Origin of the sequence: Bradyrhizobium sp. UFLA03-84 (assembly GCF_002289535.1) — a bacterium.
Classification (GTDB): Bacteria; Pseudomonadota; Alphaproteobacteria; order Rhizobiales; family Xanthobacteraceae; genus Bradyrhizobium; species Bradyrhizobium viridifuturi.
In genome coordinates this window covers 481,370-500,935 of sequence record NZ_NSJY01000014.1, presented here as the reverse complement: position 1 = coordinate 500,935, position 19,566 = coordinate 481,370, and the positions used below count along the sequence as shown (strand labels likewise).

The 19,566-nt window shown below is 63.0% G+C and carries 14 protein-coding genes; 7 read left to right on the top strand and 7 right to left on the bottom strand.

Features of this window, described 5'->3' with window-relative positions; all coding sequences use genetic code 11:
• Positions 1-45: 45 nt before the first annotated feature.
• From CK489_RS23865 to CK489_RS23845, 6 genes are read right to left on the bottom strand one after another with little or no spacing between them, the layout of a single operon-like run.
• On the bottom strand, positions 46-2,961 hold the full coding sequence (locus tag CK489_RS23865) for an HAD hydrolase family protein (RefSeq protein ID WP_158226496.1): 2,916 nt from the start codon (positions 2,959-2,961) through the stop codon (positions 46-48).
• Positions 2,962-2,989: 28 nt separating this feature from the next.
• Positions 2,990-4,273 carry a glycosyltransferase family 4 protein gene (locus CK489_RS23860; protein ID WP_198961005.1) on the bottom strand — a complete coding sequence of 428 codons (1,284 nt, stop codon included), beginning with the start codon at positions 4,271-4,273 and terminating at the stop codon, positions 2,990-2,992.
• Positions 4,189-4,992 (bottom strand): polysaccharide deacetylase family protein, encoded by an 804-nt coding sequence (locus CK489_RS23855; protein WP_050628941.1) that lies wholly within the window; start codon positions 4,990-4,992, stop codon positions 4,189-4,191. The genes CK489_RS23860 and CK489_RS23855 overlap by 85 nt, the downstream gene beginning before the upstream one ends.
• Positions 4,989-7,259 carry an oligosaccharide flippase family protein gene (locus CK489_RS40930; RefSeq protein WP_158226495.1) on the bottom strand — a complete coding sequence of 757 codons (2,271 nt, stop codon included), beginning with the start codon at positions 7,257-7,259 and terminating at the stop codon, positions 4,989-4,991. The genes CK489_RS23855 and CK489_RS40930 overlap by 4 nt, the downstream gene beginning before the upstream one ends.
• Before the next feature lie 28 nt (positions 7,260-7,287).
• Positions 7,288-8,067, bottom strand: a complete 780-nt coding sequence (locus CK489_RS23850) for a WecB/TagA/CpsF family glycosyltransferase (RefSeq protein WP_502694147.1) — start codon at positions 8,065-8,067, stop codon at positions 7,288-7,290.
• A gap of 35 nt (positions 8,068-8,102) precedes the next feature.
• The gene (locus tag CK489_RS23845) at positions 8,103-9,083 is read right to left on the bottom strand and encodes a UDP-glucuronic acid decarboxylase family protein (RefSeq protein WP_050628940.1); all 981 of its coding nucleotides are present in this window, start codon (positions 9,081-9,083) and stop codon (positions 8,103-8,105) included.
• A 273-nt stretch (positions 9,084-9,356) separates the two neighbouring features.
• Between CK489_RS23845 and CK489_RS23840 the strand changes: the two genes are divergently transcribed.
• The 5 genes from CK489_RS23840 to CK489_RS23820 all read left to right on the top strand — a co-directional run bounded on the left by CK489_RS23840 (position 9,357) and on the right by CK489_RS23820 (position 15,436).
• On the top strand, positions 9,357-10,697 hold the full coding sequence (locus tag CK489_RS23840) for a polysaccharide biosynthesis/export family protein (protein ID WP_158226494.1): 1,341 nt from the start codon (positions 9,357-9,359) through the stop codon (positions 10,695-10,697).
• A 30-nt stretch (positions 10,698-10,727) separates the two neighbouring features.
• The gene (locus tag CK489_RS23835) at positions 10,728-12,452 is read left to right on the top strand and encodes a right-handed parallel beta-helix repeat-containing protein (protein ID WP_095734030.1); all 1,725 of its coding nucleotides are present in this window, start codon (positions 10,728-10,730) and stop codon (positions 12,450-12,452) included.
• Positions 12,453-12,644: 192 nt separating this feature from the next.
• On the top strand, positions 12,645-13,637 hold the full coding sequence (locus tag CK489_RS23830) for an NAD-dependent epimerase/dehydratase family protein (RefSeq protein WP_095734029.1): 993 nt from the start codon (positions 12,645-12,647) through the stop codon (positions 13,635-13,637).
• Between the two features lie 69 nt (positions 13,638-13,706).
• Positions 13,707-14,864: a sugar transferase gene (locus CK489_RS23825; protein WP_095734028.1), complete on the top strand. Its 1,158-nt coding sequence runs from the start codon at positions 13,707-13,709 to the stop codon at positions 14,862-14,864.
• A 167-nt stretch (positions 14,865-15,031) separates the two neighbouring features.
• The gene (locus CK489_RS23820; RefSeq protein WP_050628934.1) at positions 15,032-15,436 is read left to right on the top strand and encodes a recombinase family protein; all 405 of its coding nucleotides are present in this window, start codon (positions 15,032-15,034) and stop codon (positions 15,434-15,436) included.
• A gap of 90 nt (positions 15,437-15,526) precedes the next feature.
• Here the strand turns inward: CK489_RS23820 and CK489_RS23815 are convergent, their stop codons facing one another.
• Positions 15,527-16,687 (bottom strand): glycosyltransferase family 4 protein, encoded by a 1,161-nt coding sequence (locus CK489_RS23815; RefSeq protein WP_158226493.1) that lies wholly within the window; start codon positions 16,685-16,687, stop codon positions 15,527-15,529.
• A 670-nt stretch (positions 16,688-17,357) separates the two neighbouring features.
• Here CK489_RS23815 and CK489_RS23810 point away from each other — a divergent pair.
• Both CK489_RS23810 and CK489_RS23805 read left to right on the top strand, forming a co-directional pair.
• Entirely contained in the window at positions 17,358-18,098 is a 741-nt protein-coding gene (locus CK489_RS23810) for a class I SAM-dependent methyltransferase (RefSeq protein WP_157860925.1), read from the top strand.
• A gap of 116 nt (positions 18,099-18,214) precedes the next feature.
• Positions 18,215-19,492 (top strand): O-antigen ligase family protein, encoded by a 1,278-nt coding sequence (locus tag CK489_RS23805; protein ID WP_158226492.1) that lies wholly within the window; start codon positions 18,215-18,217, stop codon positions 19,490-19,492.
• Positions 19,493-19,566 lie beyond the last annotated feature (74 nt).

Sequence of the window (19,566 nt, the reverse complement as noted above, 5' to 3'; positions counted from 1 at the left end):
GCGAGTGGCCAAAGCGGCCGGCCTGTAGCCGATGGCTCAGTGACGTCATCGTATGAAAATCCTGAAAGTGGCCCGGTTGAAAAGCGCGCCGACCAGCGCACGGGCCTGAAGGCGGTCGGCTACCCTGAGCAGATCCAGAAACAGGCGCTCGCCGTCGGATTGGTCGGCCGGTTCTATCCGGCCATCGCACCCGTCGGCCTTTCGGTCGACAAGGGCGCCGACTATATCGAGCAGACCCCGCTGATAGGAATGGCGCGAGACTGTGCAGCCGAGCAGCCGCGCCTCTCGCTTGCATCGGATTTGCGCCGGGGCAAAGCTGCGCGTAGCCGTCCTAAACATCGGCAAATCGGCTTCGGTGTCGCCGATCGCAATCGTCTCGGCGTCCGGCCCCAGGACCCGATCGCGCAGGGCCGCCAGGCCTGTCCCCTTGTCGACGTCCTTTGCCACCACGGTGGTATCGCTCGTGGTTTGACGGAAGCAAAGCCGGTCGAGCCGCAGCGTCGTGATCAGATCGCGCACGATCAGCGTTGGCAGCGGGACCGGAACGCCCTGACCGACGGTGAAGCGGCGCATCCGCGATAGCAGGCTCTGGGGTTTCTTCTCGATCATGTAGGCCCGGATGGAATATCTGTGACGCTCGTCGAGAAATACGCCGGGAAGTTGCCGCAGCGCTCTCCTGAGCTCATCGAGCTGGACCAGCGTGTTCTGATCGATCAACGGCAGCCCGTGTCCGGCAACGGCATCCCACAAATACGCGCCGCTTTCCGCCACGCCCCCGGCCAGCCCGTAGGCTTCACAATAGTCCTTGACCTCGTAGACCGACCGCGCCGTGTTGAGCGCGACCGAGCAGCCGTGCTTCGATAGCAGGGAGAGCGCCTCGATGCCGGCCGCCGTCGTGGACGGATAACCGAAGATCCGTCGATCCAGGACGCCGTCGATGTCGAGGAAGACGAGCGGCGAGTGCCAGGACGCCGCTCGGGACGGCCGACACCGCGCACCGCAGAACTGAGCGGTCTGCACGGTCAGGAAATCCCACGCGCCGAGGAAGCGCCGGTGCTGCTCCTGTTGTTGCTTGCCGCACTGCACGACACTGAAGAGATTCTCCTGCGCGGTCTCCATTGCCCACAGGCCGGCGAGCAGCTTGTTGATGAAGAGCCGGTCTGCAACCGACGCGTCGCCGGAATGCTCGACGTAACGGCGGAGCAATCGATCCTCCTCGTCGGGCGACAGCTCGAAGCTCAAGATGGCGTCCGCGAGGTCGTAAGCTGGGTCGACGCTGTTCAGCAAGGTCTTGCCGAGGCCATGCCCGTAATAGCCCGTCTTCAACAGACCTGTCCTGTCCCCGATCCACTTGCCAGCTTCCATGTTGCCATCGATCAGCGTGGGATACGGGCAATGCAATTGATAGAGGCGCTGCTGGATCAACGACCGCATCGGTACATCGAGCACGAAACTGCCATACGCGCGACCGAACGCCTCCGCCAGCAGCGTCCAACCGTTCTCGTGCACGGCCTTGCCCGCAACACGCGACTTCGGCAGGGCCATGAGACGGGTGCGCGCAGCAACGTAGCAGGCCATCCTGTCGATCCAGGAATCGCGATTCAGTCCGACATCCGTCGCAGCCTGCTTTTGCGGAAGCCACTCACTGTAGAGGATGCCGTCACGCAGCCCGAGGACCGGCGCAACGAACTCGGACAGCCGCTGCGCGACAAGGAACGCCGGGTAACCGAGGTATCCCAGCCCAACGCCCTTCGCCACGAAGTGACGGACCTCGCGATCGCCTTGCGCTGCCTGCAGCTGCACCTTGAATATCCGCTTCAGCGTCGCGCCGCGTTTGCCGCTCGCGCCGTGCTGCTGACTGCCATCGAGCTCCTCCGCCCACCAGCTATCAAGAATCTGGACGTCGGCGAACCCACGTGGCGCAAGATATTCGGCCAATCGTGCCTGAACGATCCGGGGATCAAGCAACTGCTGCTTTCGCCAGCGCTCCGGCTCGAGCGTGATCACCAGGCCGTCAGGCAACATCGCGGCCCAGCCGGGCGTTGCCGGATGCGTCGGCACCAGCACCCTTATGCTGGAAAGGTCGAAGCCCGCCTGACGCGCGATATCGACGGCCAGAACGATCGTGCCTCCCGAATTCGGAGGGTCGTCTACAATGACGAGCGTGAAGCCCTTCCGGGCGTACTCCGACAACTGCCTGCGCTCCCGCTCGCTCGGGCCCTTTTTCGGTTGCACGGTGAGCGCGGCGATCCGGCTGTAACCTTCCGCCTTGAAGAAGGAGCACAGCAGCGCGGAAAAATAGGTGCCAGCCGTTCGCAAACCCAGGACGAGAACCGGCTGCGACCTGTCGGCGCTCTCCCGCATAAACTGCCGTCCCAGCTCGAACACATCGTCAGGTGTGAGATCGAGCCGATTGAATGCGGACGGTATGCCGAGGCGAGCGTCGCGCAGACCGGATGGGAGCCGCCGGCGCAACAACGCCGACAGCTTCCCGACGACCCCTGCGAACGGCGCCGCATCGCTGTCCGATCGCATCAGGTCGGCCAGGAGGATGTCGAGCCCGTTCTGCCACTCCTCGCTCCAGCGGCGAAGCTCGTTCTTGTGGCGCAGCGGGATCTTCTGCGCGGCTCTGTCGGTGGTCCGTAACGCGAGCCGTCCGAGCCGGGTTTTTGCTAGCTGCGGGGGTAAGCGCAGCGTGTGGCCGCGCAGATATTCGTCGACGCCATTCAACAGCGAGCACGAAAGCAGATATATGTTTGTCGCAACGTCCCGCGCCTGCCACCCCGGTTCAACATCGCCGAGCCGATCGAGCTCGGCGGCAAGTCGCTCGCTCGCTTCGCCGACCGTCAGATGAGGATCGAGGCACCAATCATAGGCGGAATAGAACTTGGTCTCGGCCGGCAGCGGGTCCAGCGCCACCGTCGATCGCCCGATTATCGCCTGCCTCTCCAGCATCAACATCGCTATTTCGGCTCCGATTCCCTGGAGGTTACGCCGCCGAACCCGCTTCGATTTCGGACAGATCGTGTCCGGCGTATTGATCGATCGCACGTGCATAGACCGCCATCAGCGCGTGGTAGTTGGCTTCGGCGGTGAAATACTGGTCAAACGTCTCTCGCGCAGCGCGGCGCATCTCAGTCAATACCGATGCCTCGGACCAGAGCGAGCGCACACATGCCGCGAGATCGTCCGCGTCGCCCGATGCAAAGCACACGCCGTTGTGCCCATCGACGATGTCTGCCATTGCGCCATGTCGGGGAACGATAACGGGCGTGCCCTTGGCGAACGCCTCGATCACGACGCGAGGGAGTGCCCCCTCGTAACATTGCGACGGCAGGATCAATGCCGCGGCGCCGCCGATCAGTTCGTAGACGTCCTCGTGGGCCACGCCGCGCAACCAGTCGATCGCCGCGTTACGCGCGGCCGCCTCGCGAACCAGCCCATCAAGTGGACCGTCGCCCACGATCTTCAGCGGCACCTCCAGCCCTTGCCAGGCCTTCAGAAGCGCTTGAATGCCCTTTTCCTCGGAAAGCCGGCCGACATAGACGGCGTAGCCGCCATCGCCGACGCCGACGCGCGGCTCGGGAAAGAGGAAGTTGGGCTTGACCACGATCTTTTCCGCGGGAAGCCCCCCTTCGACGAACTTCCGGCGACTGAATGCACTCAGGGCGACGTACGCATCGACGGCGTGTCGCCAGGTCCCCAGCATGCGATGCGCCCCAAGCATCGTCGCGACGGTCGCGCTCGCCGCTGTGCTATGCCGGTAGCAGTTGTGCGCGACGCCACGCCACAACGTCGCCTTGCCGAGGCAATCCTCACAAGGCTTGCCATCGCGGAACAGCAGCGCATTGACGCAAACAAGACGGAAATTGTGCAGCGTCTGCACCACCGGAACGCCCTCGGCATGCGCGGCGTAATAGGCGGCCGGAGACATCAGTGGAAACGTGTTGTGGAAGTGAACGACCTGCGGCCGATGCGAACGGATCAATTGCCGCATCTCGGCTATGGTCTGCCGGCTCCAGATCGTGCGGCTCGCGAGCTGCAGGCGCCCCATGTCGTCGATCGAGTCGTTGGAGAGGCAATACTGCGTCACCTCGTGGCCGTGCGCCCTGAGCAGCGCGACCTCGGCGGCGACGCATTGGTCCTCGCCGCCGGCGAGCTTGTAGAAATTGTGCGCCACGAGAATGTTCATCGACGTCCTCCTGCAGCTGCAGCTTCCGCGGCGGGCACCGTCTGACCGGACGCCGCGACGGGCGGCATCGGCAAGCGGCAAAGCTGCCCGTTGCTGACGGCCGGCGCCTGCCGCGCGAATTGCCCCATCAGGCGCAAGACACTCTCCAGCCGCTGCCACTGGTCGAGCTCCTCCAACTCCCAGGAATGTCCCCAGAGATGGAAGACGCCACCGCGCGCGACGACCTGAGACAGCAGCGATTCCGCAAGCGCGGGCCAATCCGCCGTGCGGCCGTGGCGGATGTAGCGCCAGAGGTTGCCGAAGGCCATCCGCTTGATCACGTTCCTCGCCAGCGCGGCACGGCGGTGCGGAAACGCCTGGACGGTCGTCGGTATGTGCAACAGGCCGGCCAGCGATCGCGGAAAGTCGATCGCAAGAAGCTCGACGGTGCGCAGGCCGATATATCCCGCTCGCTGGACCATGTGCACATGCTCCTTGCGATAGCGGCCGATTGGCGGGCAGAAGCACTCGCAACGAACGCCCGTGCTGTCCTCGATCCAGGACTTGGAATCGGCGATCTCCCGCGAGGCCGTTTCCGTCGTCACGGACGTCAAATCGACATGGTTGAGCGTGTGTGCACCAATTTCGAAACTTTTGCTGAGCTCGCGCAGCTGCTTGGCGGACATGGTCGGTCGGTCGCTCGTCGTCGCCGGCACGTAGAAGGTGCCCTCCAGTCGATATTTCGAGAGCAACGCCGCCACGCGATGATCCAGCGGATGGCCGTCGTCCCAACTGGTCGTGATGTAGGCCGGAAACGTCATGGCCTGCCTCCGACCACACTCAGGCGATGGCGCATCCGGACGTTCGCCTGTGCGGTGGCGAGCATCCGATCGATGCGGGGCATCGCGATGCTTCGCTGAATCAGGCGGAAAAGCCCGCGCGGCGACCATCGCAGGTCGAGCAGATTGAGCTCGGCCCGTGCGAACGCGCGGATTTCCGCGATCAGCTCCGGCTCCCGCTCCGGTGCTTCCATCATGGTCAGGAAGGCCGACAAGGCGTTTTCCGCGAACGTCCTCTTGCTCAGGGCCACGCGCCGATCGATGGTACGAATGTCAGTCGCCACATCGCAAAGCAGGACACCCAGATCGTAGGCCGCTGGGTCACTTCGGTTGAGTACGGCGCCGGCGCAAACCGGCCTGTCGGCGTCGACGAGCGTGAGAATGCGATGCGCAGGATCGTAGAGGATGTTCTGAAGGCAGAGATCACCATGCGCACTGCCCGCGGCCCAGTGCGGCTGCAACACGGTGACGAGAACCCGAGCCATGGCCGCCAGCACCTCGGGAGGTTGATCGCTATGGGCGGCAAGGGACTTGTTGAGGTCGGTGCCGGCAGCCATGGTCATCACCAGGGCCGGCGGCGCTTCGGAAACGTGAAGCGGCAATGGCGCGCGTAGCGTCCAGTCATGAACCGTCCTGCCGTCGACCGAGCCGTGCAGCCGCACCTGGGCGTCGAACTGCCGCCTTGCCGTTTCGACCGCGGCCGGCTCGTCGGGATAGAGCTTGACCGCCAGATCGCGATATCCCTGCCAGACCGCATCGTCCCTGTGGGTACGGATGCCGTAGATCCGGCCCTGGAATCCCTGCCCGATCTGCCTGATGTCCCATTCGACAGCCGGGTTCGGTTCCGCCAGTTGTTGCAGGACCTGCACGATCGGAGCGCGGACGTGATCCGCAGGACCGGGCCGGGCCGCGATCGTCAGGAATGCGGCCCAGCGCGCCACCGAGCCCGCAACGCTGCCGGCCAATATCCCGTAAGCCGCTCCGATCAATCCCCATTCGACGGTAAATGCCCAGACCGCCGCCGCCGTGACGACCGCTCCGGCCGACGTCGCGAACACGACCGCACGCGGCCGTTCCATGCTTGCCATTGCGTTGGAGGCCGACGCCCCGGCGGCAGTCGCAAGCACTGCCAGCGCCAGGATCGTCACCACGCTACCGCGCCCGTCGTATCCATGATCGTGGTAGACCACGCTCATCAAGGTGTCGCCGCTGAAAAGAATCACGACCCAGAACAGCGACATGATGCCGACAAGCAGAAGCGCGTCGCGCGTTGCTTGACGGCGCAGTCGCTCGACGCCCCCCTCCTTGAAAGCAAGGACCGAGCGCGGCGTCAGCGTGTTGCGGAATGCGCTCAACAGCGGGTTGGCCAGAGACGCGATGCTGTTGCAAGCCGCAAAAATGCCGGTCTCGACGAGGCTGATCAACAGCGGCAGCACCCAGTAGCTGACATAGCTCTGGATCGTGACAGCCATCTGTCCGGCACACAGCCATTTGCCAAGTCGCCAGCTCTCCGCGGTCGCCTGCCGCACGCGGCCCGTCGGAATCGAGAAATTCCGTCGCGCCAGGTAGAACCAGACGATGCTTGTCAACGCGCAGGCGCTCCCCAGCGCGATGCAGGCGCTGACAGCGGACATCCTGTCGGTCCATCCGAGCCAGGCCAGCAAAGGCAGTTGCACCGCCGCCACCCCGGCGTCCAGGATCAGCGCGTTCGCCACATTCAAATGCGCGAATGCATAGGTTCGATTGAACTCCCGCTGCAATGCGAACGGAACGGTCAGCACCAGCGTGCAAACCAGCCAGGTCAAATCCTTCCCGGCCCAGAACCCGATCATCACGCCGGCCGCGATTGCCAGCACGACAATGGCGGCAACTGACAACCACGCGTTATGCAGCAGCGCGAGCCCGGCATGCTGCGCGGGGCTTCGCGACGGGCGGTGCCGCTGTATCGTATACGGCATCAGGATGAGGGCGTCCTGCACGGCCAGCACAAATCCCAATACGGACAGCCCGATGGCGTAGATGCCGAGTTGGCTTGGCTGGGTAAAACGACCAACCAGCACCGTCGACAACAGGCTGGTGCCGCTCACGACCGCCTGGTCCGCCAACGCCAGGACGTGCGTTCCGAAGATGATGCGGGTGATCGCCGCCCACGCTGTGGCGCTCCGGCTTGCGGGTTCTTGCACAACGTGGGGCTTCGGGTGCGGCAGCGGATTGCGGTCCACACCAAGCACCAGGGAACGGTCTTTCACTCGGATTTTCCGCATTCCAACCTTCGACTTACCCGGCCTCACGCGACGGCATCGCACCGGTCGACTTTCGACTTCGCATGGCGTGTTGCAATAGCTCACCCGCCGCAAGGCAGGAGAATCCCGGGACGATGTAGGCGTAGCGCCGCCACAGACGCTTCGGCTCCGAGCACAGCCGGAACAGCCATTCGAGGCTATGACGCTGCATCCACAGCGGCGCCTGACGCTTGGTTCCCGCGAGGAAGTCGAACGCCGCGCCGACGCCGACCATCACCGGCGCATCGATCTGCTCGCGATGCGCCGCCATCCACCGCTCCTGCTTCGGCGTGCTCAGGCCGACCCAGACGATGTCCGGCCGCGCGGCGTTGATCATGTCAACGATTGCGCGGTCCTCCTCCGGCGTCAGTGCGCGAAACGGCGGCGAGATGGTGCCTACCACCTGCAGTCCAGGAGCGGTACGAACCAGCATGTCCTTCAGCTTCTCGGCGAGGCCGACATCTCCACCGTAGTAGAACTGGCGATAACCCCGCCTTGCGGAAAGCGCGGTCATCGCTCGCATCAGATCCGGCCCATAGACCCGTTGCGTGCGCTTCTTGCCGACAAGGCGCAGAAAATACACGAGCGGCATGCCGTCCGGGGTCACCATGCCGGCCTCATCGTGGATCTTGCGCAGCGACGGATCGCTCCGGCACTCCATCACGCCGTGCACCCCAGTGACGCAGACATATTCGCGGCGCCGCTCCTCGATCCAGCTCTCGAGCGTCGCGACGGCGTCGTCCATGTTAATGGCGCTCACGCCGACACCGAGCACGTCGCCACGATCAAGCGCTGATTCGGCCCTGGCGATCACTGGGGCATCTTCCACACGAGCTTGTCAGCCTCGCGCGGATCCGACAGCAGCTTGTCGAAATAGTCGATGGTCTTGCTCAGTCCTTCCGTCACACTCACGACCGGCGCCCAATGCAGAAGCTCGCGCGCGCGGGAAATGTCGGGCCGGCGCTGGCGCGGATCGTCTTGCGGCAACGGGCGGAACTCGAGCCTAGAGCGCGATCCCGTCAGCGAGATGATGAGCTCGGCGAGCTGGCACATGGTCATCTCGGTCGGATTGCCGAGATTGACCGATCCTTCAATGTCCGTACTCGCGTTCATCAACCGTGTCAGGCCATCGATCAGATCGTCGACGTAGCAGAACGATCGTGTCTGCATTCCCGTCCCGAAAACCGTGATCGGCTCGCCTCTGAGCGCCTGCACGATGAAGCTGGACACGACGCGGCCGTCCTGCGGATGCATGTTCGGGCCGTAGGTGTTGAAGATGCGGGCAACGCGAATATCCAGCCGATGCTGCCGCCGGTAATCGTAGAACAGCGTCTCCGTGCAGCGCTTTGCCTCGTCGTAACAGGCGCGCGGTCCGGCGATGTTGACGATGCCGCAGTAATCCTCGGTCTGGGGATGGACATCCGGATCGCCGTAGACCTCGCTGGTCGACGCCTGAAGGATACGGGCATGCAGCCGCTTGGCGAGGCCCAGCATATTGATCGCGCCGAGCACGCTCGTCTTCGTGGTCTGGATCGGGTCGCGCTGGTAGTGAATTGGCGATGCCGGGCAGGCGAGGTTGTAGATCTCGTCGACCTCGACATAGAGCGGGAAAGTGACGTCGTGCCGCATGACCTCGAACGCCGGCTCGCCGAGAAGCGGCTCGATATTCCGACGCATCCCGGTGAAGAAATTGTCGACGCAAAGCACCTCGCATTCCTGCTTCAACAGTCGCGCACACAGATGTGAGCCGAGGAACCCAGCTCCCCCGGTGACCAGAACACGTCTTTTCACGCTGCGTCTCCGCCAGTTTGCATGTTCGCCGGACAGTCTCCGGCGTTGCTGATCTTGCGGGAGCGAAGAGGCCGCCAACAGTCGCGCTCATGGATAAGCCGCAACGAATAGGAGCTATCCGGCGCGAATCGAGGGGTACCACCAGCGAAGTACCGCCGACGCGCGTCTCATTAGCCCCTGTTTTTCCGCACTTGGCCCACGCAACCACTAGTCTTGACGGCGCCGGCCATGGAGCGTCTGCGCGCATCCAGCTGGCAACGCGTGGAGTTCTCCGTGGATAGTGATCACCGACCGATTGCTTCCGGCACCGGCCCGTCGACGCCGATCCGCCGCTTGCTGACATCGTTGGCGGCGGCGTGTGTTTCCGTCCTGTTGTGCTCCGGCGTTGCGCCGGCAGGCCAAACGACCTACCGCCTTGCGCCGGGTGACCGCATCACGGTGACCATCTTCGGGCAGCCTGAACTCTCGGGTGACGTCCTGATCGATGATGCCGGCACCATCAGCCTGCCCCTTGCCGCGGCGATCGAGGTCAAGGACCTGACCGTGTTTGAATGCCAGGAACGGATCAACGATCAGCTGCTGGCCGAAGGCCTTCTTCGCACGCGATCGGTCGGCGTGCGCATCGCCGAACTGCGGCCGCTCTATGTGCTGGGCGACGTGCGGCTGCCGGGTGCCTATCCCTTCCGCTACGGCAGCACGACGCAGAGTGCAGTGGCACTCGCCGGAGGATATGGCCCCGTCGACGCACTGCGCCAGACCGCACTCTCCGACTATCTGTTAGCGGAAGAGCGCGTCCGCCAGCTCACCAACCAGAAGCGCACCATGCTCGTCCGTCAGGCTCGTCTCGAGGCGCAGCGCGACGGAAAGGACAGCTTCTCTCCGCCGGATCTCGGCAACGCGGCCAACGACAAGGAAACGCTCCGGATCATCGCAAGCGAGCAGGACATCTTCCGGGTCCAGTCTGCGATCCTGCAGGGCCAGATTGACCTGCTTCGGTCGCAGAAACCGCTGCTGAAGGAGCAGATCGAGGCCAACAGCGAACAGGGCAACGCCGGGAAGAAGCAGCTCGACCTGATCCGTCAGCAAATCGATCGATATGCCAACCTTCTCCGGCAAGGATTGGGGACACAGAACAACGACTTCAACTACCGCGTCCTCGAGGCAAACCAGGAAGCGGCGGTCTGGCGATCGCTCTCGGACGTCTCGCGGCTGCAGGTCGATGCGGGAAACGTGGATTTCAGGATCAAGGAGGTTGACGCGGCATTCAAGCGCCAGGTCGCGATCGATCTGCAGCTGACGCGCGATCAGCTCAACGACCTCGAAATCACGCTGCCGGCGGCCACTGCGGTCCGCGACGCCAGATGGCGGAACGTCGGCGGCAGCGCCGGTGCCAAGCATTTGATCAGCATCACGCGCATGCGCAATGGTCACGCCGTCGTCTCGGATGCCGACGAGACGACGCCCGTCGAGCCTGGAGACGTCATCGAGATCAAGAACGAGATGCCGGCCGGCATGACGTCGAACGACCAGGCCGCCGCGCAACCGCTTGGATCGCGATCCTCGGGGACTGAACAAGCCAACGGCCGGGACTCTACCAGCCCGATTGCCAGATAGCAGGTTGCGCCGCCATACGGACTGCCGCCGATGAATTGCGACTGCGCCTCCGGGAGCCATGACAACACCCGCCTCAACCGCGCGCGCCTTGGCTCCGGGGACAGCTACGTCCTCCTGGCATGTTGCGTTCTCACGGGTTATGCGCTGCTGGGAAACGTCTCTGCCTATTTTGGCCACCGGCCGATCCTCGTTGGTGAATTGACCTTCATCGCGGGATCGCTTGCTCTACTTCGGCCACGCCGCCTGATCGCCCTGCTCGCATCTGCTCCCTGCAACCTGCACACCAACCTATCGCGCGCCCTCGCCGGCCGGCGCATGCCGAGGCTCGCGGTCGGGCTGACGGCGTTGATCTGGCTCGTCTCGGCGCAGCCGGCGCTCTGCGGCCCCGTCGAGGAGCCGTGCCCGGCCGATGCCATTCCGATTCTGCCGGACCAACCGATCCAGCCCGCCGTCGATCGCGCCGAAATAGGTGCGGCGTTCTGTCTGAAGAACGGCATTCATCGCAGCCAAGCTGTCCGGCCGCGCAAAGACCAGCGCTTTTATGGAGAGGGCCGGACAATCCTGAATGGCAGCCGCGTTCTCACCGAGTTCAGCCGCGAAGGAACTTACTGGGTTGCCAGTGGCCAGACCCAGCAAGGACGCAGGGTGGGATCATGTGTCAAGTCGATGCCAGCTTGCAATCTGCCCGAGGCCGTCTTCGTCGACAACGTTCCGCTCACGCAGGTGCTGACGAAGAACGACGTCACTTCCGATCGCTTCTACTTCGACCATTCAGCCGGAAAGATATTCCTCGCCATTGACCCTTCGGCCCATACGATCGAAGTCACCGTCGCAGCGTTCGCATTCGACAGCACCGCACCCGGCATCCTGATCAAGAACCTCATCATCGAGAAATATGCCAGCGTCGGCCAGAAAGGTGCGGTCCAGGCCCAGGACGCCATCGGCTGGGTGGTCGAGAACTGCGAGCTTCGGCTGAACAGCGCGGCAGGGATCGCGGTCGGTTCCGGCACCCGGATCCGCGACTGCGACGTTCACCACAACGGCCAGATCGGGATCACGGGCGTCGGCCACGACGTTGTGATCGAACGCAATCGCGTATTCGAGAACAACACGCGCGAGTTCAATCCAAATTGGGAGGCCGGGGGCGTCAAGCTTGCAGTCAGCTCGAATGTCGTCATGCGCGACAATTTCGTCTACAACAATCGCGGCCCAGGCCTGTGGTGCGACATCGAGTGCCGCGACGTTCTCTACGAGGGCAACATCGCCGAAGGAAACAGCGAAGCCGGAATATTTCACGAGATCTCGTTCGCAGCGGTGATCCGCAATAACAAGCTTCGACACAACGGCCTCGGCAAGGGTGGGTTCTGGGGCAACAACCTCCTGATTGCCGCATCGCAAGGCGTCGATGTCTATGGCAACGAGCTGGTCGTAAGTCCCGGAAAGTGCGGCGTCATCCTTGTCGATCAGGGCCGCCGCACCAAATCGGGCGAGCTCTACAAGACCCGCGACAACCACATCCATGACAACGACACGACGTTCGAGGGTGCAGTTTGTGCCGGCGCCGCCTCCGACGTCGGACCTGACAACGCAAACGCCGATGTCATCGAGAACGGCAACAACCGGTTCGATCACAACATCTATCGCATCTCACGTGGCGGCGCGCCGGTCAGGTTCGCATGGGGACGTGCCGTGCTCGATTGGGATCGATTGCAACACGCCGGGCTCGAACAACACGGTAGCCTCCTCGTCCATTGACAGGAATCGGACCGCGACTTGTACGCCGCGCGCATCGACTGTTGTTTGGTTGGCTTCTGCGATTTTGGACTACCACCACGTTTCAATCGGGACTTTGAAACGGTCCGGCTAAGGTTGGCATCCGACGTTGCTCAATCCCTTCCGCGACTGATGTAGCTCAGGCAGCTACCGAGAGAACATGGAGGCGCGACAATGCGAGGCAGGAAAACGGCGCTCGTCACGGGTGCCGGTGGGTTCATCGGCCACCACTTGGTTAAGTACCTAGTCGGGCACGGATACTTCGTCCGTGGCGCCGACATCAAGGCTCCCGAATACGAAGAGACCGCCGCCGACGAGTTCATGATTGCCGACTTGCGTGACCGCGCGGAGTGCCTGCGTGTCACGAAAAACATCGACGAGGTCTATCATCTTGCCGCCGACATGGGCGGCATCGGCTATATCAGCACGCAGCACGCAGAGATCACGCTCAACAACACCCTGATCGATGCGCATATGCTGCAGGCCGCACAGCTCAACGAGGTCAAGCGCTTCCTGTTTTCCTCGTCCGCCTGCGTCTACCCGCAGCATCTGCAGTTAAATCCGGACGTGGTTCCGCTGCGCGAGGACGATGCGTTTCCGGCCGATCCGGAAGAAGGATACGGGCTCGAAAAGCTCTATACCGAAAAGCTCTGCCAGTACTTCACCGAGGACTGGAACCTGCCCACGCGTGTCGTCCGCTTCCACAACGTCTACGGTCCGCTCGGAACCTATGACGGCGGTCGCGAGAAGGCACCCGCGGCTCTTTCGCGCAAGATTGCTGGTCTCCATAGCGGAGACGAATTGCAGATCTGGGGCGACGGCAAGCAGACACGCTCGTTCATGTACATCGATGATTGCGTCGAAGGCATCCATCGCATCATGCAGTCCGACTATTCCCGTCCACTGAACCTTGGCACCGACGAACTGGTGACGGTCGACGAACTGGTCGACATCATTGCCGCCATCGCCGGCAAGTCCGTGATCAAGCGTCACGACACATCGAAGCCGCAGGGCGTGCGCGGCCGCAACAGCGACAATTCGCGGTTAAGGACGGTCCTCGGCTGGGAACCAAGAACGACGCTGCGGCAAGGCCTCGTTCCCACCTACCGCTGGATCGAAGGGCGAGTTCTCGGCAAGCCGGATCTCTCCAACATCGCAGCCGCATAGCCGTGGACGTCCTCCGGCATTGGAGCCGGAGGACGCTTTCCATTCGATAGAACGGAAGCAAGTACCAGCATGACGGACCAGGGGCTGAACCTGCGCCAAGCGAGCCGCGCGGACCTGCACTCCGGCGACCAACGTGGCCTTGGGTTGGTCCGTCGAAATCACAACTGGATCGTGACAGCCTGGCTGATCAGTGGCGATCTTGCCGCCGCCCTGGACGCGGGCTGCTGTACCGGCTTGCTGGCACGAGCGGCCGGGCTGCCGGCGCCGCAGCATCTAGGGGTCGCAGTGCTCCTCGCCGTTTTCGCGTTCTTCGTAACCGGGCTCTACAACGGTCGGAGGCCGGAACCCTACCAGCGCTTCCGGCAGCGCGCCCTTGGCGTTGGCATCGTCGTGGCGGTGTGGAGCCTTGTCACGGTAGCGCACCGCGGCGGCGAGAGCATCGCCCATGTCATCTTCATCCAGACCGCCTATGCGGGCTGCCTCCTGGTGATCAGCCACTATGTGGAAGTCGCACTGCGAACTCTGCTGATAGATTTCGGCCTGTGGAATGCTCCAACCATCCTGGTCGGTCCGGTCAGCCAATACCGTGACGCTGCACGATTTTCGCGGCAGAATTGGCTCCTCAAGCGAATGCTGGATCTCGTACTTGCTGTTCCGCTGGCGTTGCTCGCGCTGCCCGTCGTGACGCTGGCCGCGATATTGACCAAGTTGATCGACCCAGGTCCGGCTTTCTTTGCCCAAGAGCGCATCGGATACGGCGGAAAGCTGGTGAAGATGCACAAGTTGCGGACCATGTATGCCGACAGCAGTCGGCTGCTGGAGGAGCATCTCAATCGTGACCCGCATGCGCGCGCCGAGTGGCAACAGTTCTTCAAGCTGCGGAACGACCCGCGCATTCTGCCGATTATCGGCAACTTCCTGCGCCGCTCCAGCATCGATGAACTGCCGCAGCTCTGGAACGTCATCCGTGGCGACATGAGTCTGGTCGGCCCTCGCCCTCTCCCCGCTTACCATATCGAACAGCTCGATGAGGAGTTCCAGTCACTGCGCTCCACCGTTCTGCCGGGACTCACCGGACTGTGGCAGGTTTCGTCCCGCAGCGATGGCGACCTGCAAGTTCTGAGAGAGCAGGATCTCTCTTACATCCGCAATTCGTCATTCTGGCTGGACGTGTTCATCATGCTGCAGACCCTGCCGGCCGTGCTGGCAGCAAAGGGAGCTCGCTAGCCGTCCAGCCCATGCACCTGATCCGGCTTTGGAGCCATGAAGCGCATTCAACGCAGCGGACGGAAGAACTGTTTACGATGGTTGCCGCGTGACCGCCATGAATCACGGTCGAGGCGCGGCACGCGTTTCAGCCTGTTTGAGCCAGGCGACAGCCAGGAGGAAGGCCCGTGATCGTGAGCTATTGTCGCGTCGGTCCACGCGAACCCATCGAGCGACTTGACGCCCAGAAGCGCGACCTGGCCGCGCTCGGGGCGCAAGAGCACTTTTGCGAGAAGGCCAGCGTCTTCGGAAAGATGCCGGAGCTGGAGCGTGCGATCGAGGTCACCCGGAAAGGGGACGTGATAGCGATCACGAAACCCTATCGCGTGGCGCATTCGACCCGGGGCGTGCTGGCGCTCATCGAGCGGCTGGGCCGCAAGGGCGTCGGCCTTCGCATTCTAGGTACGCCGATTGACACGAGTACCACGACCGGACGGATGATCCTCGGGTCGGCGCCGCTTTGGTCGCTTGGCGCTTCCCCGCTGCGGTCCGTGCTATGGGATCTGAGCATCGGTAGGTGGCGCGGACGGTGACGGCCGCTTCCAACGTGCGGCGAGACGCCACTTAAGATGCCGAAACACATCTATTTTGAAAGGTGCTCGGTGTATCCAGTCCTGGAAACGCTAATCGCTGCCCGGCGAATGCGGGTTCTCCCGCCCCAGGCCGACTAGACGACCACCGGAACTGCTTTCGCGGTCGCCAAGACGGTGGCTGCCACGGGCCCCTCGATACGCAAGCTCGATGTACTGCCGTGCGACACGAAAACCATCGAACTGTTGGGCCATTCGACGGGCGCCGGCCGACAGCCGTAGCCAAAGAGCGTCGTCATTCAGGACGGATCGGAGCGCAATCGCCATCGCATCCGGGTCTGTATCGGTCACAAGCCCGTTCACGTCGTTCACGAGAACGTCCCGGCTGAGCCGTGAGGAGCCGACAATAGGCGTTCCGCTGGCGATCGCCTCCATGACAGTTGCAGACGCGACGGGGATCGCATAGCGCGTGGGGAAAGTTGCGACCCTGACCCGACCGTGCAGCATCCGTACGGTCTGCCCATCCGCGGACCCGAGGAGAGTAACGCGCCCGCGAAGCCGATCTGGGAGAGCATCCACCGCGGCTTGTGTCGGTCGAGTGATATCGCCTGCAACGTAGAGGCCCACCGACGGATCGTTGAGCACACCGAATGCCCGGATCGTGGCGACGGGATCCTTGTAGGGCGCGGTTCCGGAATGAAGGATCGCCCGCTCACGCACGGCGAGGTCGCCCCCGCGGTAAGCCTGAAGTTCAATGCATTTGGGGATCACGGCAAGCTCGCGCCGTGGCATGCCAAGATCGCGGACGAGTTCATCGCGAAGCTCCGTCGTCGTCGCGACCACGTAATCGCACCGCCTGGTGCTGTACCGCCGAATGCTCCGCCACAATGGAGCAAGCCGGCCGCTGCGAGGTTCGAGATCGTGGACAACCTGGACGATCGTGCCGCGGAGCGGGACCGGCACTGCTTCGCTATGGACAACGAGATCGGGCCTATAACGATCAATGATCCGTTTCGCGCCCAGCCAGGCCGCGGCGGAGGCAAGCCCCGTCAAGGGCGTGCGGCTCAGGGCAACGATCGGGAGATCGAGACGAGGACCTAGCAGGCGCCGGTACTCTTCATGGCTCTGGAGGCTTCCGACAACAATCGTCACCTCGTGATCAAGATCAGCCAGAGCTTGAGCAAGCGATACGATGAAAATATTGACGCCGTCGGGGCAGTCGAGAGCCTCGCGCCGAGTGAGGACAACACGCATACAACCTCTCCCTCTGTGATTTTGGATCACAGAGGGCACAGGCGCAACCATCGACGGAGGGGTACTCCATACGCCCGGACCTCCTGCCCTGACGGAGCCATCTGGGGCGCGGCGGTGCTTGCGCTGCTCTGACCGTTGAAATCATGCACTCGGCTAACTCACGGGGCATGGCCGGGAGGAAAGCCCGTCGCGTTGGCGCTTGGGGACGGCTCCGGTGACGACCCGAGCATGGAACCCGCAAACCGCGAACCTGGTACCCCCAGCGAAGTACTTCCGAAAGGCATTCCGGTAGCCCGTGTTTCTCGGCAACAGGGCGTACGCAACCACTAGTCTCGGGATCTCGGGCCGACAACATGACCAACGCGAGCCTGCGCCACGATGTATCGATCCTTCACGGGCTACGGTCGGATATCGACAATTCCCGCAAGCCGATCCCGCGCCGCGGCGTTTGCGCGGACGATCCTGCAAGGCGGGCGAGAACCGGTTCTGGCCGGATCGAGGTCCAGTTTCTCGCTGATCCCGGCTGGCGCCAGCTGCGGCGGCGTCACGAGAATTCTTGCGTAGTGCGGATGTTGGAATCGGGAACGGCGGCCCACGGGCATACGAAGGGTGAACCACCAAGATGAATACTCCGATCTGTCCTCAATGCAGGCACCAGGGAGACGCTTGCGTGCACTGGCAGGCGCCCCGCTTCCTGCGCTGCCGTGAATGCGGCACGATATTCCGTGATCCCTATCCGGACGAGTCGGAGCTTGCGAGCTATTACCGCGAAGGATGGAAAGAACCTGACCGAAACCCCGTCGAAACCGGCGCTACGGATGAAGCTGTCGCCCGATGCCTCGTGGATTCACTGACAGATACGCTGGGCGTACGTGGACTCTCCGGCATGCGCATCCTGGATTTCGGTGCCGGCCGCGGCGCAATGACTTTCGAATTGATGAAGCGCGGCGCCAAGGTCGCCGCTGTTGAACCGTTCGGATATCAGTTCCTTGCCGAACGCGGCATTGCAGTTTACCGGGATCTTGCAGCTATCCCCGATGGATCGAGCTTCGACGGGATCGTATCCCTCGAGGTCATTGAGCACCTTCGCGACCCCAGCGCCGTGCTGGCAGGCTTGTACGAGCGCTTGTCACCGGGCGGCTGGCTCCTGATCACCACTCCGAATGCAGCTGGCTTTCCGGCACGGCTGATGGGTCAGCGTTGGCGCGAAGCGGCAAGGCCAGGTCATATCGTCTTCTTCACTCCCGCAGCGCTCGCCAGGATCCTGAAGAAGAATGGATTCAACCGCGTCCAGCGTCAGCGCTGGCATGTTCGGTACCCTGAGGCCTCTCCGTTACGTGCGCTTCTTCACGTCGGGATGCAGAAGCTCGCTGTCGACGGAGGTTTGCGTATGGTCGCCTACAGGCCGTAAGCAAGGGGGTGAATTCCTGAATTGTCATGACCAGCCCTCTCCCACGTTCACCATCTGCAGGTCTGGGCGACCGCTATACCCTCGCGCTCTGCTGCGCCTTGGCGGGATATGCGCTGATGGGAAAGGGTTTCGCCTATTGGGGCTATCGGCCGCTTTTCGTCGGCGAGATCGCTTTCCTCGCCGGGGTGTTTGTGCTGTTGCGGTCAGGTTGCCTGTTGGCCGTATTCGCATCCGGACCGAGCCTGGTCCTCGCGGTGGCCATGGGCTGGGCCTTGTTGCGCACATTTCCGTATCTTGACATCTACGGCTTCGACGCATTGCGCGACAGCGTGATCCTCGTCTATGGGGTCTTCTCCTTCGTGGTCGCAGCCCTTCTGATCGAAGACTTTCGCCGTATCGATACGGTCATTGGTTACTACCGGAAATTCCTGGATATCTACGTTCCTGTCGTCCCCATCCTGTTTCCGCTCAGCTTCTATTTTGCAGACTATATACCGGATGTGCCCGGCACCGACGTCGGTCTGATCTGGCTCGGCGCCGGCGAAGTCGCGACACACCTTGCAGGCGCCGCCGTGTTCGTTCTCGCGGGCTTGCGCAAACCAACTCCGATCTGGACGGCCAGTCTCATCGCGGGAGTGGTTGTCATCAGCGCCGTCAGCCGTGCGGCCTTTCTGGCATTTGCCGTGCCAGTCACTCTGGCGGCGCTGGCGGTCGGTAAAGTGCGCCCGCTCCTCGCCGTCGTCGCGACCGGCGCAGTGCTCCTTGCCGCTTCCTATGCGATCGAGATGAGCATCTCCGGCTACCAGGAAGCCCGCGTCTCGACCGAACGGCGGATCAGCGTTGCGCAAATCGTCGAGAATATTTCCAGCATCGTCGGCCAGGGTGGCGCCCAGACCGAGGACACCACGCAATGGCGCGCGAATTGGTGGCGGACCATCGTCGACAAGACGGTGCATGGACCGTACTTCTGGACCGGCCGCGGATTTGGGGTGAACCTGGCTGTCGAGGACGGGCTTGCGAGGGCTAACAGCGAGCGGCCCCTGCGCAGTCCGCACAGCGCCCATATGACGATCCTGGCACGCGCGGGGGTGCCGGGGCTTGTGCTGTGGGTAGCTTTCCTCGCCGCTTGGTTTGGCACGCTGCTTCGCGCCATGGTGCAGGCCCACAGCCGAGGGCACACCGAATGGGCCGCACTGATGCTGTTTATCGCCTGCTACGTCTCATCCTGCATCATCAACGCTTCGTTCGACGTCGCGCTCGAGGCGCCGATGCAGGGGATCTGGTTCTGGTGCCTGATCGGCTTCGGTATCGGCACGACGATGCTCTACCGCTATCTGCTGGGGCAGGACGAATACGAAGTTGGAACCGGCGCTCTCAAGCATGCCCACGAATGACAATCTCAAGCGCTCTCCGAAGGGGTAACACCGATGAACCCAGTGGCGCGAAGACCTGTCCGCTAACATCGACC